Origin of the sequence: Pseudomonas sp. 9.2(2024) (genome assembly GCF_039695385.1) — a bacterium.
GTDB classification, from domain to species: Bacteria; Pseudomonadota; Gammaproteobacteria; order Pseudomonadales; family Pseudomonadaceae; genus Aquipseudomonas; species Aquipseudomonas paraglycinae.
In genome coordinates, this window is the sequence record NZ_CP155585.1 from 6,144,175 (window position 1) to 6,162,285 (window position 18,111).

Here is an 18,111-nt window from a genome sequence, read left to right on the forward strand (position 1 = left end):
CAGGCGGATGAAATATCACGCCTGTCTGAACTGAAGCTTAATGGCCACTTGCCTCAGGCCACAACTGCACAGATCTGCAATTGCTGTAGGAGTCGTTACTTCTGCTTTTCGAAGCGGTAGAACAGGTTCGGCTCGCTGACCATGTACAGCGTGCCCGCCTCGTCCATGGTCACGCCTTCGGCGCGGGGAATGGTTTTCTTCAAGCCGTTGAAACCACCAAGCAGGGTCATGAAGCTGACCTGCTCGCCCTTCTCGTCCAGCTCCAGCAGCAAATGCGAATCGGCGGACAACACCAGGGTGTGGCCGGTGCGCGGGTCAATTGCCAGGGCCGAGAGGTTGCGCAGGTCCAGTTCGTCGCTGTCGAGTTTCTGCTTGTCGCCCTTGAGCGTCTGGCTGCCGTCGCTTTTCCAGGTGAACAGCGCAGGCGGACGCTCTTCGCCCAGCAGCAGTTGCTGGTTGCGGGCGTCCCAGGTGATGGCTTCAAAAGCCTTGTTCTGGTCTTTCGACGGCCCCAAGTCGTATTTCGGGAAATCGTCGCGCTTGAGTTCGCGGGTCTCGGCATCGACCTTGACGATGGAGAGCAGGTGCTCGCGCTCATCGACAATCGCCATCAAGCCGTTTTCCATCACCGTCAGGCCTTCGGGATTGCTCCAGCCCACCAGCGGCATCTTGCGCAGCACGTCACCCTGCAGGGTCAGCTCGACCAGGAACGGATTCTTGCCCATCACCGAAAACAGGGTTTTGGTCTGCGGGTTATAGGACAGGTCCGAAGCTTCGTCCTTTTCCATCCCCGGCAGCAGCTTGGCGTCGATCACCACGCGGTAGTCCGGAAGCCAGACGCTTTCCTGTTTCTCGGCCGGGCTTTCAAAACGCTCCAGCACCCACAACAGGCCACGGTCATCCCAATGCATGGCAAACGCCAGCCCGTACGCAGCGACGGCTGCCAACACAATCCAGGAATACCAGCGCAGGGCGAAGCGCGAACGGCGGGCGGGTTTGAGCTGAGTTTGAGATGACATCAAAGGACGCGTTCCGAAAATTCAGGCTACGGGTAATAGCACAAAGAGGCCGGCTCAGACGCCAGAATGACCGGAATTATCCGGACAGAATGTGAAAAAAACGGCAAATGGCCGGAATGCCCTGCGTCTTTGCAGGTCGCATCACAAAACGAAAACGGGAGATTGCAGACTTGAGGGCTGAGCTCAAATCTGCAATCTCCCGCTCGGGAACGCGATGTACGGATCAGCGAACGCTGCTGGTGAAGCGACTGGCGCCCGGCAGCTCCAGCACGATCTCATCACCAACGTTCAGCGGGCCGACGCCCACCGGCGTGCCGGTCAGGATCACGTCACCGGCCTGCAGCGAAAAGCAGCCGGCCATGTGCTGGATCATCGGCACGATCGGATTGAGCATCGCGCTGCTGTTGCCGTCCTGGCGCACTTCGCCGTTGATGGTCAGGCGGATGCCGATGTCGGTCAGGTCGGCGAAAGTGCTGCCGACCACGAACGGCGCAATCACCGCCGCGCCGTCGAACGACTTGGCGATTTCCCACGGCAGGCCCTTGGACTTGAGCTCGGCCTGCTTGTCGCGCAGGGTCAGGTCCAGCGCCGGGGCGAAACCGGAGATCGCGTCCAGCACTTCTTCGCGGCTCGGGTTGGTCGACAGCGGCTTGCCGATCAACACGGCGATTTCCGCCTCGTAATGTACGGAGCCACGCTCGGTCGGAATGCTGAAACCGCCTTCCAGCGGCACCACGCAACTGCCCGGCTTGATGAACAGCAACGGCTCGGTAGGCACCGGGTTGTCCAGTTCCTTGGCGTGTTCGGCGTAGTTACGCCCGATGCACACCACTTTCCCCAGCGGAAAATGAATCCGCGTACCGTCGACATACTGGTGCTGATAGCTCATTACCGACTCCTGCCTTCATTGATTCATCAGGGATTGCCAATCAAACCGCGAAGATCTTGCCCGGGTTCATGATGCCGTTCGGGTCGAACACCGCCTTGACCGCTTTCATGTATTCGATTTCCACCGGCGAGCGGCTGTAGGTCAAGTAATCGCGTTTGGTCATGCCCACACCGTGTTCGGCGGAAATCGAACCGTTGTACTTCTCGACGGTTTCGAACACCCACTTGTTGACGGTGGCGCACTTGGCGAAAAAATCGTCCTTGCTCAGGTTGTCCGGCTTGAGAATGTTCAGGTGCAGGTTGCCGTCGCCGATGTGGCCGAACCAGACGATTTCGAAATCCGGATAGTGTTTGCCGACGATCGCGTCGATTTCCCGCAGGAACGCCGGGACTTTCGAGACAGTGACCGAGATGTCGTTCTTGTACGGTGTCCAGTGGGAGATGGTTTCGGAGATGTACTCGCGCAGCTTCCACAGGTTCTGCAACTGGGTTTCGCTCTGGCTCATGACACCGTCCAGTACCCAACCCTGCTCCACGCAGTGCTCGAAGGTTTCCAGGGCGGTGTTGGCCACTTCTTCGGTGGTCGCCTCGAATTCCAGCAAGGCATAGAACGGGCAGTCGGTGTCGAACGGCGCCGGCACATCGCCACGGCCCATGACCTTGGCCAGGGCCTTGTCGGAGAAAAACTCGAACGCGGTCAGGTCGAGTCGGCCCTGAAAGGCGTGCAGCACCGGCATGATCGAATCGAAATCGGCGGTGCCGAGGACCATCGCGGTCAGGTTTTTCGGCGAGCGATCCAGGCGCATGGTGGCCTCGACCACAAAACCCAGGGTGCCTTCGGCGCCGATGAACAGCTGGCGCAGGTCATAACCGGTGGCGTTCTTGATCAGGTCCTTGTTCAGTTCCAGCACGTCGCCCTTGCCGGTCACCACTTTCATGCCCGCCACCCAGTTGCGGGTCATGCCGTAGCGAATGACCTTGATCCCGCCGGCATTGGTGCCGATGTTGCCGCCAATCTGACTGGAACCTGCCGAAGCGAAGTCCACCGGGTAGTACAAGTCATGTTCTTCGGCGGCGTTCTGCAATTGTTCGGTGACCACGCCCGGCTGACAGACGGCGGTGCGGTCGGTCAGGTTGATGTCGAGAATCTGATTCATGTAGTCGAACGACACAACCACTTCGCCATTGGCGGCCACGGCCGCGGCGGAAAGTCCGGTACGCCCGCCCGACGGCACCAGCGCCACTTTATGTTCGTTGGCCCAGCGGACGACGGCCTGCACCTGCTCGATGGTCTTGGGGAACACGATGGCGCTGGGCGCCGGGGCGAAGTGCTTGGTCCAGTCCTTGCCGTAAGCGTTCAGGGAGTCGGCATCGGTCAGGACCTTGCCAGGCTCGACCAGGGTCTTCAGTTCATCAATCAGGGCAGGATTGGTCATCGACGGAACTCTCGAACAATTCATGGTCATCCTGAGAACGCTTCACGTCGCAGGAATGAGTGTTTAGCGGGGTGGCTATGCTAGCATACCGACCCCGCAGGCCAGTGCCCAAGGCCGGTTCTGCGGTGACGGCTTTCTTGTCGTCCAGGTCAATGTCTGTTGACCATTTCCTGCCATTTTTCTCCGGGATACAGGTTTACGCAGATGAGCAAGACTTCTCTCGATAAGAGCAAGATCAAGTTCCTTCTTCTCGAAGGCGTCCACCAATCGGCTGTCGACGTCCTCAAGGCGGCGGGCTACACCAGCATCGAATACCTGACAGGCTCCCTGCCGGAAGCCCAGCTCAAGGAAAAGATCGCTGACGCTCACTTCATCGGCATTCGTTCGCGCACCCAGCTGACCGAAGAGATCTTCGATCACGCGAAGAAGCTGGTCGCGGTCGGCTGTTTCTGCATCGGCACCAACCAGGTTGACCTGGAAGCGGCCCGCGAGCGCGGCATCGCCGTGTTCAACGCGCCGTACTCCAATACCCGCTCCGTGGCCGAGCTGGTGCTGGCCGAAGCGATCCTGCTGCTGCGCGGCATCCCTGAGAAAAACGCTTCCTGCCACCGTGGCGGCTGGATCAAGTCCGCAGCCAACTCTTTCGAGATCCGTGGCAAGAAACTGGGCATCGTCGGCTACGGCTCCATCGGTACTCAGCTGTCGGTCCTGGCTGAAGGTCTGGGCATGCAGGTGTTCTTCTACGACACCGTGACCAAGCTGCCACTGGGCAACGCGACCCAGGTCGGCAACCTGCACGAGCTGCTGGGCATGTCCGACATCGTCACCCTGCACGTTCCGGAAACCGCTGCGACCCAGTGGATGATCGGCGAGAAGGAAATCCGTGCCATCAAGAAGGGCGGCATCCTGATCAACGCTGCACGCGGCACCGTGGTCGAGCTGGATCACCTGGCTGCTGCGATCAAGGACAAGCACCTGATCGGCGCCGCCATCGACGTGTTCCCGGTCGAGCCGCGCTCCAACGACGAAGAGTTCGAAAGCCCGCTGCGTGGCCTGGATAACGTGATCCTGACCCCGCACATCGGCGGTTCCACCGCTGAAGCGCAGGCCAACATTGGTCTGGAAGTGGCAGAAAAACTGGTCAAGTACAGCGACAACGGTACTTCGGTATCGTCGGTGAACTTCCCGGAAGTGGCCCTGCCGGCTCACCCTGGCAAGCACCGCCTGCTGCACATCCACGAGAACATCCCGGGTGTGATGAGCGAGATCAACAAGGTCTTCGCCGAAAACGGCATCAACATCTCCGGTCAGTTCCTGCAGACCAACGAGAAGGTCGGCTACGTGGTGATCGACGTCGACGCCGAGTACTCGGAGCTGGCGCAAGAGAAGCTGCAACACGTCAACGGCACCATCCGTAGCCGCGTGTTGTTCTGATCCGACGCTGAGCGACAAAAAAGGGAGCCTTCGGGCTCCCTTTTTCATGCACGCGAAAACATCATTCGACGTTGACGGTGATCTTCTTCGACACGATCGGCGGATCGAACGCCATGTGGCCGCTGTCACCCAGCTCCAGCTGCAGGGTGTGCTTGCCCGGCGCGAGCTTGATGTCGGCCTGGGTCTGCGCCTTGCCGAAGTGCATGTGGTTGGCGTCGGTCGGCACGACGGAGCCGGCCGGAACGATTTCCTTGGCATCGATCAGCAGATGGTGATGACCGGTGTTCTTGGTGACATCACCGGCCGGTGCCAGCGCGATGTCCTTTACACCGAACTTGACCGTGAAGGTCTGCGAAACCGTGGCTCCGTCCTCGGGAGAAACGATGAACACTTCGGCGCCCTTCGGTGCCGGTGTGGCCGCACTGGCCAGTACCGAAACACCCATCAGCACACCGGCCAACGCTGCACGTGACATAAAGCTTTTCATTTTCTTCTCCAGTTTTTCCGTAAAATCCGCACGGTCATGACAACTTCATGACCATTCGTTGTCGAAGGCACTCGACAACCATAGCAAAGCGAGCCTGGAAAACAGGCCGATATCGATTTCAAAGGAGTGACCATGCGTTTTCTGCCTGGCCTGATCTGCCTGCTTCCCCTTCTGAGCCCTCTGGCTCACGCCGAACTGATTGATGACGTCTACGACCGTGGCGAGTTGCGCATAGCCCTTGAGGCTAATACACCGCCCTTCAATTTCAAGGACGGCGACACGCTCACGGGGTTCGAGGTCGAGCTTGGGCAACTGCTGGCCAACGAACTGGATGTGCGCGCCGACTTCATCGTCACTGACGAAGCCGATCTGCTCCAGGGCGTTGAAAGCGGCAAGTACGACGTCGCGCTCAACCACATAGCACTGACACCCGAGCTCAAGGATCGTTTCGACGTGAGCGAGCCTTACACGCAGGTCAATGCGCAGTTGCTGGCGAAAAAGGACGAGCAACCTCGGCCGATGGTGCTGGTGCAGACGCTGACCGAGGAGAAACCGAAGGTCGGGCCGCCGGTGGATCTGGCGATTCCGTTTCAGAAGGGCAACCCGGCGTTTCACGCGAGTCTGGAAAATGCCTTGCAGCGGATCAGGGCGGATGGGCGGCTGGAGGCGTTGTCGAAGAAGTGGTTGAGTGTGCAGGCTACGGAAAACTGAAGTGAACGTGACTAGTCGAGCAAGCTGAGGGCCTGTGCGGCTTGCGGCAGTTCGAGTTCGCTGAAGACCTGCACCCCATGGCGCTTCAGCAACGCGGCGGTAACGCCCTCGCCACTCACCTTCACCCCACTGAACGTGCCGTCATAGGTCAACAGATTCCCGCACGAAGGGCTGTTGGCCTTGAGCACCGCCACCCGAATCCCGTGCTTCTGCACAAGCGCCAGCGCCTGCCGCGCACCATCCAGAAACTGCGCACTGACGTCTTCGCCCTCGGTAGTGATCACCGAGGAGAGTCCGTCCAGCACTTCGCTGCCCTGCCCGCCCGGAATCTCTGCCGCTGCCCGTGGCGTCGGCAAACCACCGGCGACTTCCGGGCACAGCGGCACTACCCGGCCTTCGCTGATCCACTGCTCCAGCAGATCGAACGGCCCGCTGGCTCCACCGTCATAACGCACGCGATGGCCAAGCAGGCAGCGGCTCACAAGAATCCTGTGCATCTCAGAACGGCTCGTTGCCACGGCGGCGGAACCAGCCTGTCAGCGACAGCCGCTCGCGATTGGCCGGCAACACTTCATGAGGGACTTCGCCGGAGAGAAACACCACCAGACACCCGCCTGTAGGCTGTACGTCGTGAACACGCTCATTCTCCAGGTACATGCGCAGTTGCCCGCCATCCTCCGGCAGCCAGCCGTCATTGAGGTAGATCACCGCCGAGACCATGCGCCGGTCATCGTCGCGGAAACGGTCGACGTGCTTGCGGTAGAACGCACCCGGCGGGTACAGGGCGAAGTGGCACTCGAAGTCTTCAAGCCCGAGGAACAGGCCCCGGTTGAGCGCTTCGCGCAAGCTGTCCATCAGGTTCAGGTAGCGGTCACTGGCCTCGGCCTGACCGGGGTCGATCCACTGAATATGGTCGCCACGAATCCCCTCGCGGATCTCCGAAAACGGGCCACGTCCGACCCCCGCCGGCGCCAGTTCACCTTCGGCGTCACGTTTGCGGCACTCGGCCGCCAGTGCGCGGGTCAAATCCGCAGGCAGGAAAATGTTCTGCTGCGACCAGCCGCGCTCGGCCAGGTCGTCGACGATACGTAACAGCAGCGGGTGATCAGAGGATATTTGCATGGCGCGCATAGTATGCCTGCGGCAAGAAATCCGACAGAGCCACGCGGCGGCTTGATACGAATTCTCGACAAGTACTGGCACCGCACGGAGAATAGTCGGCTGCCGACAGGAGTCCTTATGCGCCGTTTGCTTTTTTCACTGTTGATGTTCTGCGTTTTGCCCGCCTGGGCGGACGGCCATGACCAGTTGTACAAGGTCGCCGGCTGGCCAGAACAACGCGCGCATTTCAACGACGCCCTGAGTGCCGCGCAGCAGCGTTACCAGAACAGCCTGCCGCCGGCGGTGTTTCAGGCGCTGGTGAATAACAGCAACCAGCGCTTCGCCCCCCAGGCCGTGGATCAACGCGCCGAAGCGCAGCTGCGCAAGAACCTCGCCGATCCGCAACCGGCCCTGTCGTTCTTTCAGTCACCGCTGGGCAAGAAGATCGTCGCCGCCGAACTGCTGGCGACCCGTCGCGATCAATTGGCAAAGAACGCCAAGGGCCTGCCGAAGATGCCGGCCAGCGACAGTCGTTTGCTGATCATCGGCCACCTCGCCCAGGCCCTGCCCGCCCGTGAAGCCGGTGCCGAAGTCAGCCTGGCGATTGCCGGCGTGGCGGCGGACAGCCTGAGCTCGATGATCCCCGGCCTGCTCGGCGGCGGTCAGGCCCAAGGCATGTTGAATGGTCAACGCCAGCGCCTGATGGATCAGATCGGTGCCGACCTGAACAACACGCTGCTGTACGTTTATCGCGATCTGTCGGATGAAGAACTGGAAGAGTTCGCGACCTTTGCCGAATCCACCGAAGGCAAAGCCTACTATCAGGCCGCGCTGGCCGCGATTCGCGCAGGGCTGGCCGTCGGCCAGAGCACCTCGAACCTCAGTCAGTGATCTAGGGGTTGCGGCCCTTGATCCGCTTGCTCAGGAACTCGAAATACTCCTCGCGCATTTCCGCCGTCTCGTTGGCCAGGTGATGCCGCGCCTCGGCCAGCAACAGAATCTGCGGCCGGTCGAACTTCCACTTCATCACTTGCAGGTTGTGCTGCCAGTCCACGGTCATGTCCGCCTGGCCCTGAACGATCAGTGGCCGGCGTGAACTTTTCTTCGCGTATTCGACCCGGTTGATCCAGCGTGACAACGCCCCGACCCAGGCAGTCGGCAAGCGTTTGGGCTGCAACGGATCGGCCTGCAGGAACGGCAGGAAATCCGGATCGTTGGAGTTCTCGCTGAAACGTCGGGCGATGCCCCTGACAAAGGGCCGCAGCAGGTAATAACTGAACTGCGACCAGCCCCAGGCACGCGGACGCACCAACGGCGCCAGCAGAATCAACTGTCCCTGCGCCGGGCTGTTTTCACCATGGTTGAGCACGTGATCGACAATGATCGCCCCGCCGGTGCTTTGCCCGCACAAGTGCCACGGCTGCGGCAGGGCAATCGAGCGCGCCTCGGCGAACAGGCCTTGCAGCGCATCCTGATACTCGGAGAAGTCGCGGATGCTCGCCCGCTCGCCGCTGGACAGACCATGCCCCGGCAGATCGCAGGCAATCACCGCGAAGCCCTGATCCAGCGCCCACTCGATCACATGCCGGTAAAGACCGGTGTGATCATAAAAACCGTGCACCAGAAACAGCGTGGCCCTGGCGGTTTCTGCCGGCCACCAGCAATGACTGACCAGTTGATAGCCATCGATGTCGAACCGGCCCATCCCACGCCAGACATCGCGCTCCGGAAAGTCAGTCTTGTAGAACCGCTGATACGCCTTCGCCTCCTCGGACAACGGCTGCCACTCGGCCAGAGGCTTGAGGCTCGCACGCAGATGATCGGGATCGAAGGCAACAGACATGGGCAATTCCAGAACGGTAAACGGACTTTATCGGCCTGCGATATTCATCTGTCGCGGCAAGCATGGCAAGCTAGCGCGCTCTCAAGGAATCAAAACCATGCGTTCGCCCTACCGCACCGCACTGTTTGCCAGCCTGCTCGCCATCGTGTGTGCCGGCGTGCTGTGGGCCGCGTACGACTGGTTTCAGGGCCGCTACCTGCGGGCGTTCAGCGAACACACCGCTGTGTTTTCCGGCGACCCGTTGCGCCTGCCCGACGACCTCGCCGGCCCCGGCAATATCCGTCTGGTGCACTTTTGGGATCCCGCCTGCCCGTGCAACGTCGGCAATCAACAGCACCTGAGCGAGATGGTCGAACAGTTCGGCCCCAAGGGCGTGGAGTTCTTTGCGGTGCAGAAGGCCGGCAGCCACGGCCAGTTGCCGGCAACCCTCAGCAATCTCAAAACCATCGCGGTCCTGCCCGGCTCCGAACAGATTCCCGCCAGCCCGGCCGTGGCGATCTGGGACCGCAGCGGCAGACTGGCGTACTTCGGCCCCTACAGCGAAGGCCTGACGTGCAACTCCAGCAACAGTTTTATCGAACCGATCCTGCAAGCCTTGAGTGATGATCGTCCGGTCAATGCGACTCATACGTTGGCGGTCGGTTGTTACTGCCCGTGGCCGGCCGAGACGAAGTAAGGCATTCCGGACATTTCAAGGACGGCGATGCGCAGCACACGAGGCGTGTGCTAATTGTTTGCAGCCCGCACGGGCGGCAACCCCGAATGCACAAGGAGTCACCATGAAACGCGTCTTCACCGTTCTTGCCTTGCTCATCGTTGTCCTGCTCGCCGCCGGCGGGTGGTATGTCTACAGCAAGCAACCGACGCGTCAGGGCCAGGTAGAACTGCGCAACCTGCAAGGCTCGGTGACCGTGCGTTATGACGAGCGCGGTGTGCCGCACATCCGTGCCGAAAACGAGACCGACCTCTACCGCGCCCTCGGCTATGTGCACGCCCAGGATCGCCTGTTTCAGATGGAAGCCATGCGCCGTCTGGCCCGGGGCGAACTGGCCGAAGTGCTCGGGCCGAAACTGCTCGACACCGACAAGCTGTTCCGCAGCCTGCGCATCCGCGAGCGGGCCGCCAGTTACGTGGCCGGCCTCGACAAGCAGTCACCGGCGTGGAAGGCCCTGCAAGCCTATCTGGACGGCATCAATCAATATCAGGACTCGCACGCCACCCCTGTCGAGTTCGACGTGCTGGGCATCCCCAAGCGGCCGTTCACCGCCGAAGACAGCATCAGCGTCGCCGGCTACATGGCCTACAGCTTTGCCGCCGCGTTTCGCACCGAACCGTTGCTGACCTACGTGCGCGATCAACTGGGCGCCGATTACCTCAACGTCTTCGACCTCGACTGGCAACCCAAGGGCGTGCTCGCCAAAGGCCACGCCGGCACCGCACCGGCCCTCGCCGCCGAAGACTGGAAAGACCTGAACACCCTCGCCCGCGTCAGCGAACAGGCATTGATCGACAACGGTCTGCCGCAGTTCGAAGGCAGCAACGCCTGGGTGATCGCCGGCAGCCACAGCAAGAGCACCAAGCCGTTGCTGGCGGGCGATCCGCACATTCGTTTTTCGGTGCCGTCGGTGTGGTACGAGGCGCAGCTGTCGGCGCCGGGTTTTGAACTCTACGGCCATCATCAGGCGCTGGTGCCATTTGCGTTCCTGGGGCACAACCTGGACTTCGGCTGGAGCCTGACCATGTTTCAGAACGATGATCTGGACCTGATCGCCGAGAAGGTCAATCCGGATAACCCGGATCAGGTCTGGTATCGCGGCCAGTGGACCGACATGGTCAAGACCGAGCAACAGATCGCGGTGAAAGGCCAGACGCCGGTGACCATAACCCTGCGCCAGTCGCCCCACGGCCCGATCGTCAACGACGCCCTCGGCAGCGCCGCCGGGAAAACCCCGATTGCGATGTGGTGGGCGTTCCTCGAAACACCGAACCCGATCCTCGAAGGTTTCTACCAGCTCAACCGCGCCGACACCCTGGCCAAGGCTCGTGCCGCAGCCGCCAAGGTGCAGGCGCCGGGGCTGAACATCGTTTATGCCAACGCCAAGGGCGATATCGCCTGGTGGGCCTCGGCGCTATTGCCCAAGCGGCCGGCCGGGGTGAAGCCTGGCTTCATTCTCGACGGCAGCAGCAATCAGGCGGACAAGGACGGCTACTTCCCGTTCAGCGCCAACCCGCAGGAAGAGAACCCGGCGCGGGGCTATATCGTCTCGGCCAACTTCCAGCCCGTGTCGCCGACCGGCATGGAGATTCCCGGTTACTACAACCTCGCTGACCGTGGCCAACAGCTCAACCGCCAGCTCGCCGACAAAAACGTGAAGTGGGACAACGAGGCCAACCAGAAACTGCAACTGGGCACCACCACCGGTTATGGCCCGCGTCTGCTGGCGCCGTTGCTGCCGGTGCTGCGTGAAGTGGCGGGCAATCCCGCCGAGCAGAAGCTGATCGAACAATTGGCCCAATGGCAAGGCGACTATCCGCTGGACTCGGTCAGTGCGACGGTGTTCAACCAGTTCCTGTTCAACTTCGCCGACGCGGCGATGCGCGATGAACTGGGCAATGATTTCTTCGACACTTTGCTGTCGACCCGGGTCATCGATGCGGCCCTGCCCCGGCTCGCGGCGAATGCCGATTCACCGTGGTGGGACAACCGCAGCACGCCGAACAAGGAAACCCGCGCCGACACTGTGCGCACAGCGTGGCAAGCGAGCATGGCGCACCTGAAATCGAGCCTCGGCGACGACGCTTCCGGCTGGCAATGGGGCAAGGCGCATACGCTGACCCATGGTCATCCACTGGGTCAGCAGAAACCGCTGGATCGCATTTTCAACGTCGGCCCGTTCGCCGCACCGGGCTCTCATGAAGTGCCGAACAACCTCTCGGCGAAGATCGGCCCCGCGCCGTGGCCGGTGACCTACGGCCCGTCGACCCGGCGCTTGGTGGACTTCGTCGACCCGGCTCACAGCCTGACCATCAACCCGGTCGGCCAGAGCGGCGTGCCGTTCGACAGTCACTATGACGATCAGGCGGAAGCGTATGTGGACGGGATGTATGTGCAGGCGCATTTCAGTGAGGAAGAGGTGACGGCGAATACGCGGAGTACGCTGAAGCTGTTGCCGGCGCGAGCGGCTCAATAGGCGCCGCTCAAACCATTGCCGCAAAATTCAACCGAAACTGCTGCGGCGTCACCCCCAGCCGCCGGTTGAACACGCTGCGCATGTGTTGCGCATCGCGAAACCCGCACTGATACGCCACAGTCTTCAGCGGCGCCGTGGTGCTTTCGAGCATCACCCGTGCCGCATCCACCCGCGCCCGCTCGACGAATTCCGCCGGGGTGACTTTCGCTTCGCGGGCAAACACCCGAGAGAAATTTCGCGCACTCATGTTCGCCGCGTTCGCCAGATCGGCGATGGTCAGGTCGCCCGTGAGATTGGCCAGCACATACAGCTGCACCATCGCCACCGCTGACGTCGGTTCGGCATGAGACGTAAGGAACGGGCTGAACTGCGACTGCCCGCCCGAGCGCTGGGTGAACACCACCAGCCGCTTGGCCACGCTCAGCGCCACCTCGGCCCCGTAATCTCGCGCCAGCAGGTACAGCGACAGATCGATCCCCGCCGTCACCCCCGCCGAGGTGTAGAGCTGGCCATCCTCGACGTACAACCGATCGGCCTCGACCCGGCTCGACGGGCACAACTGCGCCAGCGCTTCGGCGTCGTTCCAGTGGGTGGTGACCGTACGCCCGTCCAGCAATCCTGCACGGGCGAGCATGAACGCGCCGTTGCAGATCGAGCCGAATCGCCGCGCCCTCCCACAGGCCTCACACAGCCAGGCATCAAACGTCTCGCCGAAATCCAGAAACGGCAATTGCGGCCCACCCGCCACCAGCAGCAAGTCATAAGCCTCCTGCGCTTCGCTGAAATACTGGTGAGCACTCAGGGTCAGCCCGTTGGAACACGCCATCGACCCGCGCTCGACACCGATCACGTCGAGCCGGTAATGATCCTCCGGCGCCAGGAAGCGGTTGGCCTCGGCGAACACATCCATGGGCCCGCTGACGTCCAGCGCCTGCACGCCGGGGAACACCACGATGGCGACGGTTCTGTTCATGGCAATCTCGGCTCCCGGGGAATGGCGGATCAGCGCCAACCCTAGCCAATCCTCGCCGCAGAAGCGAGCTGGCACGATTTGCAGGTGGAATGGCAAGGATCGCAGCCATGGATCGATTGTCCGGTTTTGCCCCCGGGAACAGACTTTCCCCATCAGCGCCGCGACGGCGTTTTCGACGAGGAAGCTCAACATGACCACGACCATCGCCGGTATCCGGATCCCCGACAGCGCCCTCGCCCGGGCCACCACCGAGTACATCCGCGACATCGAATCCGACCTGCTTTACCACCACTCGCGCCGGGTATTTCTGTTCGGCGCCTTGAGCGGTGAGCGCCAGCAACTGGCCTACGATCCGGAACTGCTGTACGTCGGCGCGATGTTCCACGACCTGGGTCTGGTCGAAGGTCACCGCAGCGATGACGAGCGCTTCGAAGTCGATGGCGCCAACGCAGCCGCCGCGTTTCTCAAGCCGTACGGGTTGAGCGATGACGACATCGAGCAGGTCTGGCTGTCGATCGCCCTGCACACCACGCCGGGCATACCGAAGCATCTGCGTCCGACCGTGGCGCTGGTGACCGCAGGTGTCGAGATGGACGTGCTGGGCATGGACTACGCGGCGTTCACCACGGTGCAGCGCGAGGCGGTGGTGCATGCGCATCCACGGGGCGAAGGTTTCAAGGAGTGCATCATCTGCGCGTTCGCTGATGGCTTGCGTCATCGTCCGCAGACGACGTTCGGCAATGTGAAGACCGATGTGTTGAAGGATCAAGCGCCGGGATTCAAGCCGATGAACTTCGTCGAAGTGATTCGCCAGTCGCCCTGGGTTTCCTGACCGGCATAAAAAAACCTCGCGACCGTTATCGGTCGCGAGGTTTTTTTGTACCGGGAGGCTTACGCCGCTTCCGGCGTCGGCGCCCGGCGCACGTCCGGTTGCTTCCACGAATCCGCAGCGCCTTCTTCGATGGCCTGCTGAATCGCTTTCTTGCGAGCTTCTTCGGCACGGCGGCTGAAGAACCAGACCAGGAAGGTCACCAGCGACACCGCCAGCAGAATCAGACTGGCCACGGCGTTGATCTCAGGCTTCACGCCCAGACGCACCGCCGAGAACACTTCCATCGGCAGGGTCGTCGAACCCGGCCCCGACACGAAGCTCGCCAATACCAGGTCGTCCAGCGACAGCGCGAACGACATCATGCCGCCCGCTGCCAGCGACGGCGCGATCATCGGGATGGTGATCAGGAAGAACACCTTCCACGGACGCGCGCCGAGGTCCATCGCCGCTTCTTCGATCGACAGGTCCAGCTCGCGCAGACGCGCCGACACCACCACCGCCACATACGCCGCACAGAACGTGGTGTGAGCGATCCAGATGGTGACGATGCCCCGCTCCTGTGGCCAGCCGATCATCTGCGCCATCGCCACGAACAGCAGCAACAGCGACAGACCGGTAATCACTTCAGGCATTACCAGCGGCGCGGTGACCAGGCCACCGAACAGCGTGCGGCCCTTGAAGCGGGTGATACGGGTCAGCACGAAGGCTGCCAGCGTACCCAGCGCCACGGCGGCAATCGCGGTGTAGCAGGCGATTTCCAGCGAGCGCACCACCGAGCCCATCAGTTGCGAGTTGTCGAGCAGGCCGACGTACCACTTCACCGACCAGCCGCCCCACACCGTCACCAGTTTCGAGGCGTTGAACGAGTAGATCACCAGAATCAGCATCGGCAGATAGATGAACAACAGGCCGAGCACCAGCATCAGGCTGGAGAAACGGAAGCGCTTCATTCTTTACCCTCCATTTCCTTGGCCTGACTGCGGTTGAACAGGATGATCGGCACGATCAGGATAGCCAGCATCACCACCGCCAGGGCGGACGCCACCGGCCAGTCACGGTTGTTGAAGAACTCTTGCCAGAGCACTTTACCGATCATCAGGGTTTCCGGACCGCCCAGCAGTTCCGGGATCACGAACTCGCCCACCACCGGGATGAACACCAGCATGCAGCCGGCGATGATGCCGTTCTTGGACAGCGGCACGGTGATTTTCCAGAAGCTGTTGAAGGTGCTCGAACCCAGGTCGGAAGCGGCCTCCAGCAGGCTGGTGTCATGCTTCACCAGGTTGGCGTACAGCGGCAGAATCATGAACGGCAGGTACGAGTAGACGACGCCGATGTACACCGCCAGGTTGGTGTTGAGGATCTGCAGCGGCTCGTCGATCAAGCCCATGCTCATCAGGAAACCGTTGAGCAGGCCGTTGTTGCTGAGGATGCCCATCCAGGCATAGACGCGGATCAGGATCGCGGTCCAGGTCGGCATCATGATCAGCAGCACCAGCACCGTTTGCAGCTCTTTGCGGGCGCTGGCGATGGCGTAGGCCATCGGGTAACCGATCAACAGGCACAGCAGCGTGCTGAAAAACGCCATCTTCAGCGAGCCGAGGTAGGCGGCGATGTACAGTTCGTCGTCGCCGAGCATTGCGTAGTTGCCCAGGTTCAGCAGCAGTTGCAGCTTCTGCTCGGCGTAGGTGTAGATCTCGGTGTACGGCGGGATGGCCACGTCCGCTTCGGCGAAGCTGATCTTCAAAACGATGAAGAACGGCAGCATGAAGAACAGGAACAGCCAGATGAACGGAACCCCGATGACCAACTGGCGGCCACCGGGAATTATTCGATTGAGCCGGCGTTTGAATTTGCGCATGTTCATGAGCGAAGTACCACGCCGCTGTCGTCTTCCCACCACACGTAAACCTGATCGCCCCAGGTCGGACGTGCGCCACGGCGTTCGGCGTTGGCCACGAACGACTGCACCAGCTTGCCGCTCGGCAATTCGACGTAGAACACCGAGTGACCGCCGAGGTAGGCGATGTCATGCACCTTGCCGCTCGACCAGTTGTATTCGCAGGTCGGCTGGTCGGCGGTGACCAGCAGTTTTTCCGGACGGATCGCGTAGGTCACGGACTTGTCCTGCACCGAGGTGCTGATGCCGTGGCCGACGTAGATCTGCCGGTCGAGGTCCTTGCAGGTGATGGTCGCGTGGCCTTCGGCGTCGTCGATCACTTCGCCTTCGAAGATGTTCACGTTGCCGATGAATTCGCAGACCAGACGGCTGGTCGGGGTTTCGTAGATGTCGATCGGGCTGCCGATCTGGGCGATCCAGCCCAGGTGCATGATCGCGATGCGCTCGGCCATGGTCATGGCCTCTTCCTGGTCGTGGGTCACCATCACGCAGGTCACGCCTACGCGCTCGATGATCTCAACCAGCTCGAGCTGCATCTGCGAACGCAGTTTCTTGTCCAGTGCGCCCATCGGCTCGTCGAGCAGCAACAGCTTCGGCCGCTTGGCCAGAGAACGCGCCAGCGCCACACGCTGACGCTGGCCGCCGGACAATTGGTGCGGCTTGCGCTTGGCGTACTGGCTCATCTGCACCAGCTTGAGCATCTCGGCCACACGGGCGTCGATCTCGGCCTTGGGAATCTTGTCCTGTTGCAGGCCGAACGCGATGTTCTGCGCCACGGTCATGTGCGGGAACAGGGCGTAGGACTGGAACATCATGTTGATCGGTCGCTCGTACGGCGGCATGTCGGTGATGTCGACGCCGTCGAGGAAAATGCGCCCCTCCGTGGGCCGTTCAAACCCTGCCAGCATCCGCAACAGAGTGGATTTGCCCGATCCCGAACCGCCGAGCAGGGCGAAGATCTCGCCCTTCTTGATTTCCAGGGACACATCGTCCACGGCAACCGTCTCGTCGAACTTCTTCGTGACCCGGTCGATTTTGACCAGCACCTGTTTCGGTGTCTGGTCGCCCTCGAGGGCTTTCTTATAGGCGCCGGAGGCAACTGCCATTTACAAAACTCCCAGAAAAAAAGAGTGCAGTTCGCCCACGCAAGACGAACCCAGGATAGTTTGTACGTTGAAGCTATTTACCCGACTTGACCTTGGTCCAGCTGCGGGTCATCAAACGCTGAATGTTCGGCGGCAACTCGATCGACACATAGGTCTTGTCGAGCACGGCCTGCGGTGGATAAACCGACTCGTCGGTGCGGATGGACTGCTCCATCAGCTTGTCCGAACCCGGGTTGGGGTTGGCGTAACCGACGTAATCACTGACCTGGGCGATCACCTCAGGTTTCAGCAAATAGTTGATGAAGGCGTGGGCCTCTTTGACGTTGGCCGAATCCTTCGGAATCGCCAGCATGTCGAACCACAGCGCGCCACCCTCTTTCGGGATCGAGTAGGCGATGTTCACGCCCTTCTTGGCTTCTTCGGCGCGATTCTTGGCCTGGAAGATGTCGCCGGAGAAACCGATGGCCACGCAGATGTCGCCGTTGGCCAGATCACCGATGTATTTCGACGAATGGAAGTAGGTCACGTAAGGACGCACCGCCAGCAACTTGGTCGTGGCCTTCTCGTAATCCTTGGGATTGGTGCTGTTGGCGTTCAGGCCCATGTAGTTGAGCACGGTCGGCATCATTTCATCGGCCGAATCGAGGAACGCCACGCCGCAGCTGTGCAGCTTCTTGATGTTCTCCGGCTCGAACAGCACGCTCCAGGAATCGATCTTGTCGACGCCGAGCACGGCCTTCACTTTATCGACGTTGTAGCCGATGCCGTTGGTGCCCCACAGGTACGGCACGGCGTACAGGTTGCCCGGATCGTTCTGTTCCAGGCGCTTGAGCAGCACCGGATCGAGGTTGGAATAGTTCGGCAGTTGCGCCTTGTCGAGCTTCTGGAACGCGCCCGCCTTGATCTGCTTGCCGAGGAAGTGGTTCGACGGCACGACCACGTCGTAACCGGTACGCCCGGCGAGCAGTTTGCCTTCCAGGGTTTCGTTGGAATCGAACACGTCGTAGACCGGTTTGATCCCGGTTTCTTTCTGGAAATCGGCCAGGGTGGTCTCGCCGATGTAATCCGACCAGTTATAAATATGCACAGTACCGGCGGCTTGGGCACCGACAGCGAACGTCAGGCCGGCAGCGGCCAGCAGGGCATTGCGCAAAGAAGAAAAAATAGGCAAGTGGAGGTCCTCTAATTTA

Annotated in this window: 18 protein-coding genes; 6 read left to right on the forward strand and 12 right to left on the reverse strand. The window is 61.2% G+C overall.

Annotated elements, in window-relative coordinates; all coding sequences use genetic code 11:
- Window positions 1-95: 95 nt before the first annotated feature.
- From ABFB52_RS27840 to ABFB52_RS27850, 3 genes are all read right to left on the reverse strand, one after another.
- Window positions 96-1,019 (reverse strand): SdiA-regulated domain-containing protein, encoded by a 924-nt coding sequence (locus ABFB52_RS27840; protein WP_085746723.1) that lies wholly within the window; start codon window positions 1,017-1,019, stop codon window positions 96-98.
- Window positions 1,020-1,242: 223 nt separating this feature from the next.
- On the reverse strand, window positions 1,243-1,908 hold the full coding sequence (locus ABFB52_RS27845) for a fumarylacetoacetate hydrolase family protein (protein WP_085746724.1): 666 nt from the start codon (window positions 1,906-1,908) through the stop codon (window positions 1,243-1,245).
- Between the two features lie 40 nt (window positions 1,909-1,948).
- Window positions 1,949-3,343, reverse strand: a complete 1,395-nt coding sequence (locus ABFB52_RS27850; protein WP_085746725.1) for an FAD-binding oxidoreductase — start codon at window positions 3,341-3,343, stop codon at window positions 1,949-1,951.
- 204 nt (window positions 3,344-3,547) lie between these two features.
- Between ABFB52_RS27850 and serA the strand changes: the two genes are divergently transcribed.
- Window positions 3,548-4,777: a phosphoglycerate dehydrogenase gene (gene serA / locus ABFB52_RS27855; protein ID WP_007953487.1), complete on the forward strand. Its 1,230-nt coding sequence runs from the start codon at window positions 3,548-3,550 to the stop codon at window positions 4,775-4,777.
- 61 nt (window positions 4,778-4,838) lie between these two features.
- On the opposite strand, the gene ABFB52_RS27860 is transcribed toward serA, so the two are convergent.
- Entirely contained in the window at window positions 4,839-5,264 is a 426-nt protein-coding gene (locus ABFB52_RS27860; protein WP_085647002.1) for a DUF4399 domain-containing protein, read from the reverse strand.
- Between the two features lie 132 nt (window positions 5,265-5,396).
- Here ABFB52_RS27860 and ABFB52_RS27865 point away from each other — a divergent pair, with 132 nt between their 5' ends.
- Window positions 5,397-5,975, forward strand: a complete 579-nt coding sequence (locus tag ABFB52_RS27865; RefSeq protein WP_085647003.1) for a transporter substrate-binding domain-containing protein — start codon at window positions 5,397-5,399, stop codon at window positions 5,973-5,975.
- 11 nt (window positions 5,976-5,986) lie between these two features.
- On the opposite strand, the gene ABFB52_RS27870 is transcribed toward ABFB52_RS27865, so the two are convergent.
- Window positions 5,987-6,472, reverse strand: coding sequence for a DUF523 domain-containing protein (locus ABFB52_RS27870; RefSeq protein ID WP_085746726.1), 486 nt, complete (start codon window positions 6,470-6,472; stop codon window positions 5,987-5,989).
- Between the two features lies 1 nt (window position 6,473).
- The gene (locus tag ABFB52_RS27875; protein ID WP_085746727.1) at window positions 6,474-7,106 is read right to left on the reverse strand and encodes a 2OG-Fe(II) oxygenase; all 633 of its coding nucleotides are present in this window, start codon (window positions 7,104-7,106) and stop codon (window positions 6,474-6,476) included.
- 108 nt (window positions 7,107-7,214) lie between these two features.
- On the opposite strand from ABFB52_RS27875, the gene ABFB52_RS27880 reads away from it, so the two are divergent.
- Window positions 7,215-7,967 carry a DUF2059 domain-containing protein gene (locus ABFB52_RS27880; protein ID WP_011336435.1) on the forward strand — a complete coding sequence of 251 codons (753 nt, stop codon included), beginning with the start codon at window positions 7,215-7,217 and terminating at the stop codon, window positions 7,965-7,967.
- 1 nt (window position 7,968) lies between these two features.
- On the opposite strand, the gene ABFB52_RS27885 is transcribed toward ABFB52_RS27880, so the two are convergent.
- Complete coding sequence (locus ABFB52_RS27885; RefSeq protein ID WP_085746728.1) at window positions 7,969-8,919, reverse strand: alpha/beta hydrolase; 951 nt, start codon at window positions 8,917-8,919, stop codon at window positions 7,969-7,971.
- Between the two features lie 97 nt (window positions 8,920-9,016).
- Between ABFB52_RS27885 and ABFB52_RS27890 the strand changes: the two genes are divergently transcribed.
- Window positions 9,017-9,595, forward strand: coding sequence for a DUF6436 domain-containing protein (locus ABFB52_RS27890; RefSeq protein ID WP_129972262.1), 579 nt, complete (start codon window positions 9,017-9,019; stop codon window positions 9,593-9,595).
- 103 nt (window positions 9,596-9,698) lie between these two features.
- Window positions 9,699-12,110, forward strand: a complete 2,412-nt coding sequence (locus ABFB52_RS27895; protein ID WP_129972263.1) for a penicillin acylase family protein — start codon at window positions 9,699-9,701, stop codon at window positions 12,108-12,110.
- A gap of 7 nt (window positions 12,111-12,117) precedes the next feature.
- Here ABFB52_RS27895 and ABFB52_RS27900 read toward each other — a convergent pair whose 3' ends face one another.
- Window positions 12,118-13,083, reverse strand: a complete 966-nt coding sequence (locus ABFB52_RS27900; protein WP_085746827.1) for a DJ-1/PfpI family protein — start codon at window positions 13,081-13,083, stop codon at window positions 12,118-12,120.
- Window positions 13,084-13,273: 190 nt separating this feature from the next.
- Between ABFB52_RS27900 and ABFB52_RS27905 the strand changes: the two genes are divergently transcribed.
- Entirely contained in the window at window positions 13,274-13,915 is a 642-nt protein-coding gene (locus tag ABFB52_RS27905) for an HD domain-containing protein (RefSeq protein WP_129972264.1), read from the forward strand.
- Between the two features lie 59 nt (window positions 13,916-13,974).
- On the opposite strand, the gene ABFB52_RS27910 is transcribed toward ABFB52_RS27905, so the two are convergent.
- The 4 genes from ABFB52_RS27910 to ABFB52_RS27925 form a co-directional block, all read right to left on the reverse strand.
- On the reverse strand, window positions 13,975-14,865 hold the full coding sequence (locus tag ABFB52_RS27910; RefSeq protein ID WP_007953503.1) for an ABC transporter permease subunit: 891 nt from the start codon (window positions 14,863-14,865) through the stop codon (window positions 13,975-13,977).
- Entirely contained in the window at window positions 14,862-15,743 is an 882-nt protein-coding gene (locus tag ABFB52_RS27915) for an ABC transporter permease subunit (protein ID WP_170844921.1), read from the reverse strand. The genes ABFB52_RS27910 and ABFB52_RS27915 overlap by 4 nt, the downstream gene beginning before the upstream one ends.
- A 35-nt stretch (window positions 15,744-15,778) precedes the next feature.
- Entirely contained in the window at window positions 15,779-16,921 is a 1,143-nt protein-coding gene (gene potA, locus ABFB52_RS27920; RefSeq protein WP_007953506.1) for a polyamine ABC transporter ATP-binding protein, read from the reverse strand.
- 73 nt (window positions 16,922-16,994) lie between these two features.
- Window positions 16,995-18,092: a polyamine ABC transporter substrate-binding protein gene (locus ABFB52_RS27925; protein WP_129972265.1), complete on the reverse strand. Its 1,098-nt coding sequence runs from the start codon at window positions 18,090-18,092 to the stop codon at window positions 16,995-16,997.
- Window positions 18,093-18,111: the final 19 nt, after the last annotated feature.

Excerpts from the sequence above, each read along its gene's own strand:
- ABFB52_RS27840 (WP_085746723.1), bottom strand. The coding sequence starts at position 1,019 with ATGTCATCTCAAACTCAGCTCAAACCCGCCCGCCGTTCGCGCTTCGCC.
- ABFB52_RS27845 (WP_085746724.1), bottom strand. The coding sequence starts at position 1,908 with ATGAGCTATCAGCACCAGTATGTCGACGGTACGCGGATTCATTTTCCG.
- ABFB52_RS27850 (WP_085746725.1), bottom strand. The coding sequence starts at position 3,343 with ATGACCAATCCTGCCCTGATTGATGAACTGAAGACCCTGGTCGAGCCT.
- serA (WP_007953487.1), top strand. The coding sequence starts at position 3,548 with ATGAGCAAGACTTCTCTCGATAAGAGCAAGATCAAGTTCCTTCTTCTC.
- ABFB52_RS27860 (WP_085647002.1), bottom strand. The coding sequence starts at position 5,264 with ATGAAAAGCTTTATGTCACGTGCAGCGTTGGCCGGTGTGCTGATGGGT.
- ABFB52_RS27865 (WP_085647003.1), top strand. The coding sequence starts at position 5,397 with ATGCGTTTTCTGCCTGGCCTGATCTGCCTGCTTCCCCTTCTGAGCCCT.
- ABFB52_RS27870 (WP_085746726.1), bottom strand. The coding sequence starts at position 6,472 with ATGCACAGGATTCTTGTGAGCCGCTGCCTGCTTGGCCATCGCGTGCGT.
- ABFB52_RS27875 (WP_085746727.1), bottom strand. The coding sequence starts at position 7,106 with ATGCGCGCCATGCAAATATCCTCTGATCACCCGCTGCTGTTACGTATC.
- ABFB52_RS27880 (WP_011336435.1), top strand. The coding sequence starts at position 7,215 with ATGCGCCGTTTGCTTTTTTCACTGTTGATGTTCTGCGTTTTGCCCGCC.
- ABFB52_RS27885 (WP_085746728.1), bottom strand. The coding sequence starts at position 8,919 with ATGTCTGTTGCCTTCGATCCCGATCATCTGCGTGCGAGCCTCAAGCCT.
- ABFB52_RS27890 (WP_129972262.1), top strand. The coding sequence starts at position 9,017 with ATGCGTTCGCCCTACCGCACCGCACTGTTTGCCAGCCTGCTCGCCATC.
- ABFB52_RS27895 (WP_129972263.1), top strand. The coding sequence starts at position 9,699 with ATGAAACGCGTCTTCACCGTTCTTGCCTTGCTCATCGTTGTCCTGCTC.
- ABFB52_RS27900 (WP_085746827.1), bottom strand. The coding sequence starts at position 13,083 with ATGAACAGAACCGTCGCCATCGTGGTGTTCCCCGGCGTGCAGGCGCTG.
- ABFB52_RS27905 (WP_129972264.1), top strand. The coding sequence starts at position 13,274 with ATGACCACGACCATCGCCGGTATCCGGATCCCCGACAGCGCCCTCGCC.
- ABFB52_RS27910 (WP_007953503.1), bottom strand. The coding sequence starts at position 14,865 with ATGAAGCGCTTCCGTTTCTCCAGCCTGATGCTGGTGCTCGGCCTGTTG.
- potA (WP_007953506.1), bottom strand. The coding sequence starts at position 16,921 with ATGGCAGTTGCCTCCGGCGCCTATAAGAAAGCCCTCGAGGGCGACCAG.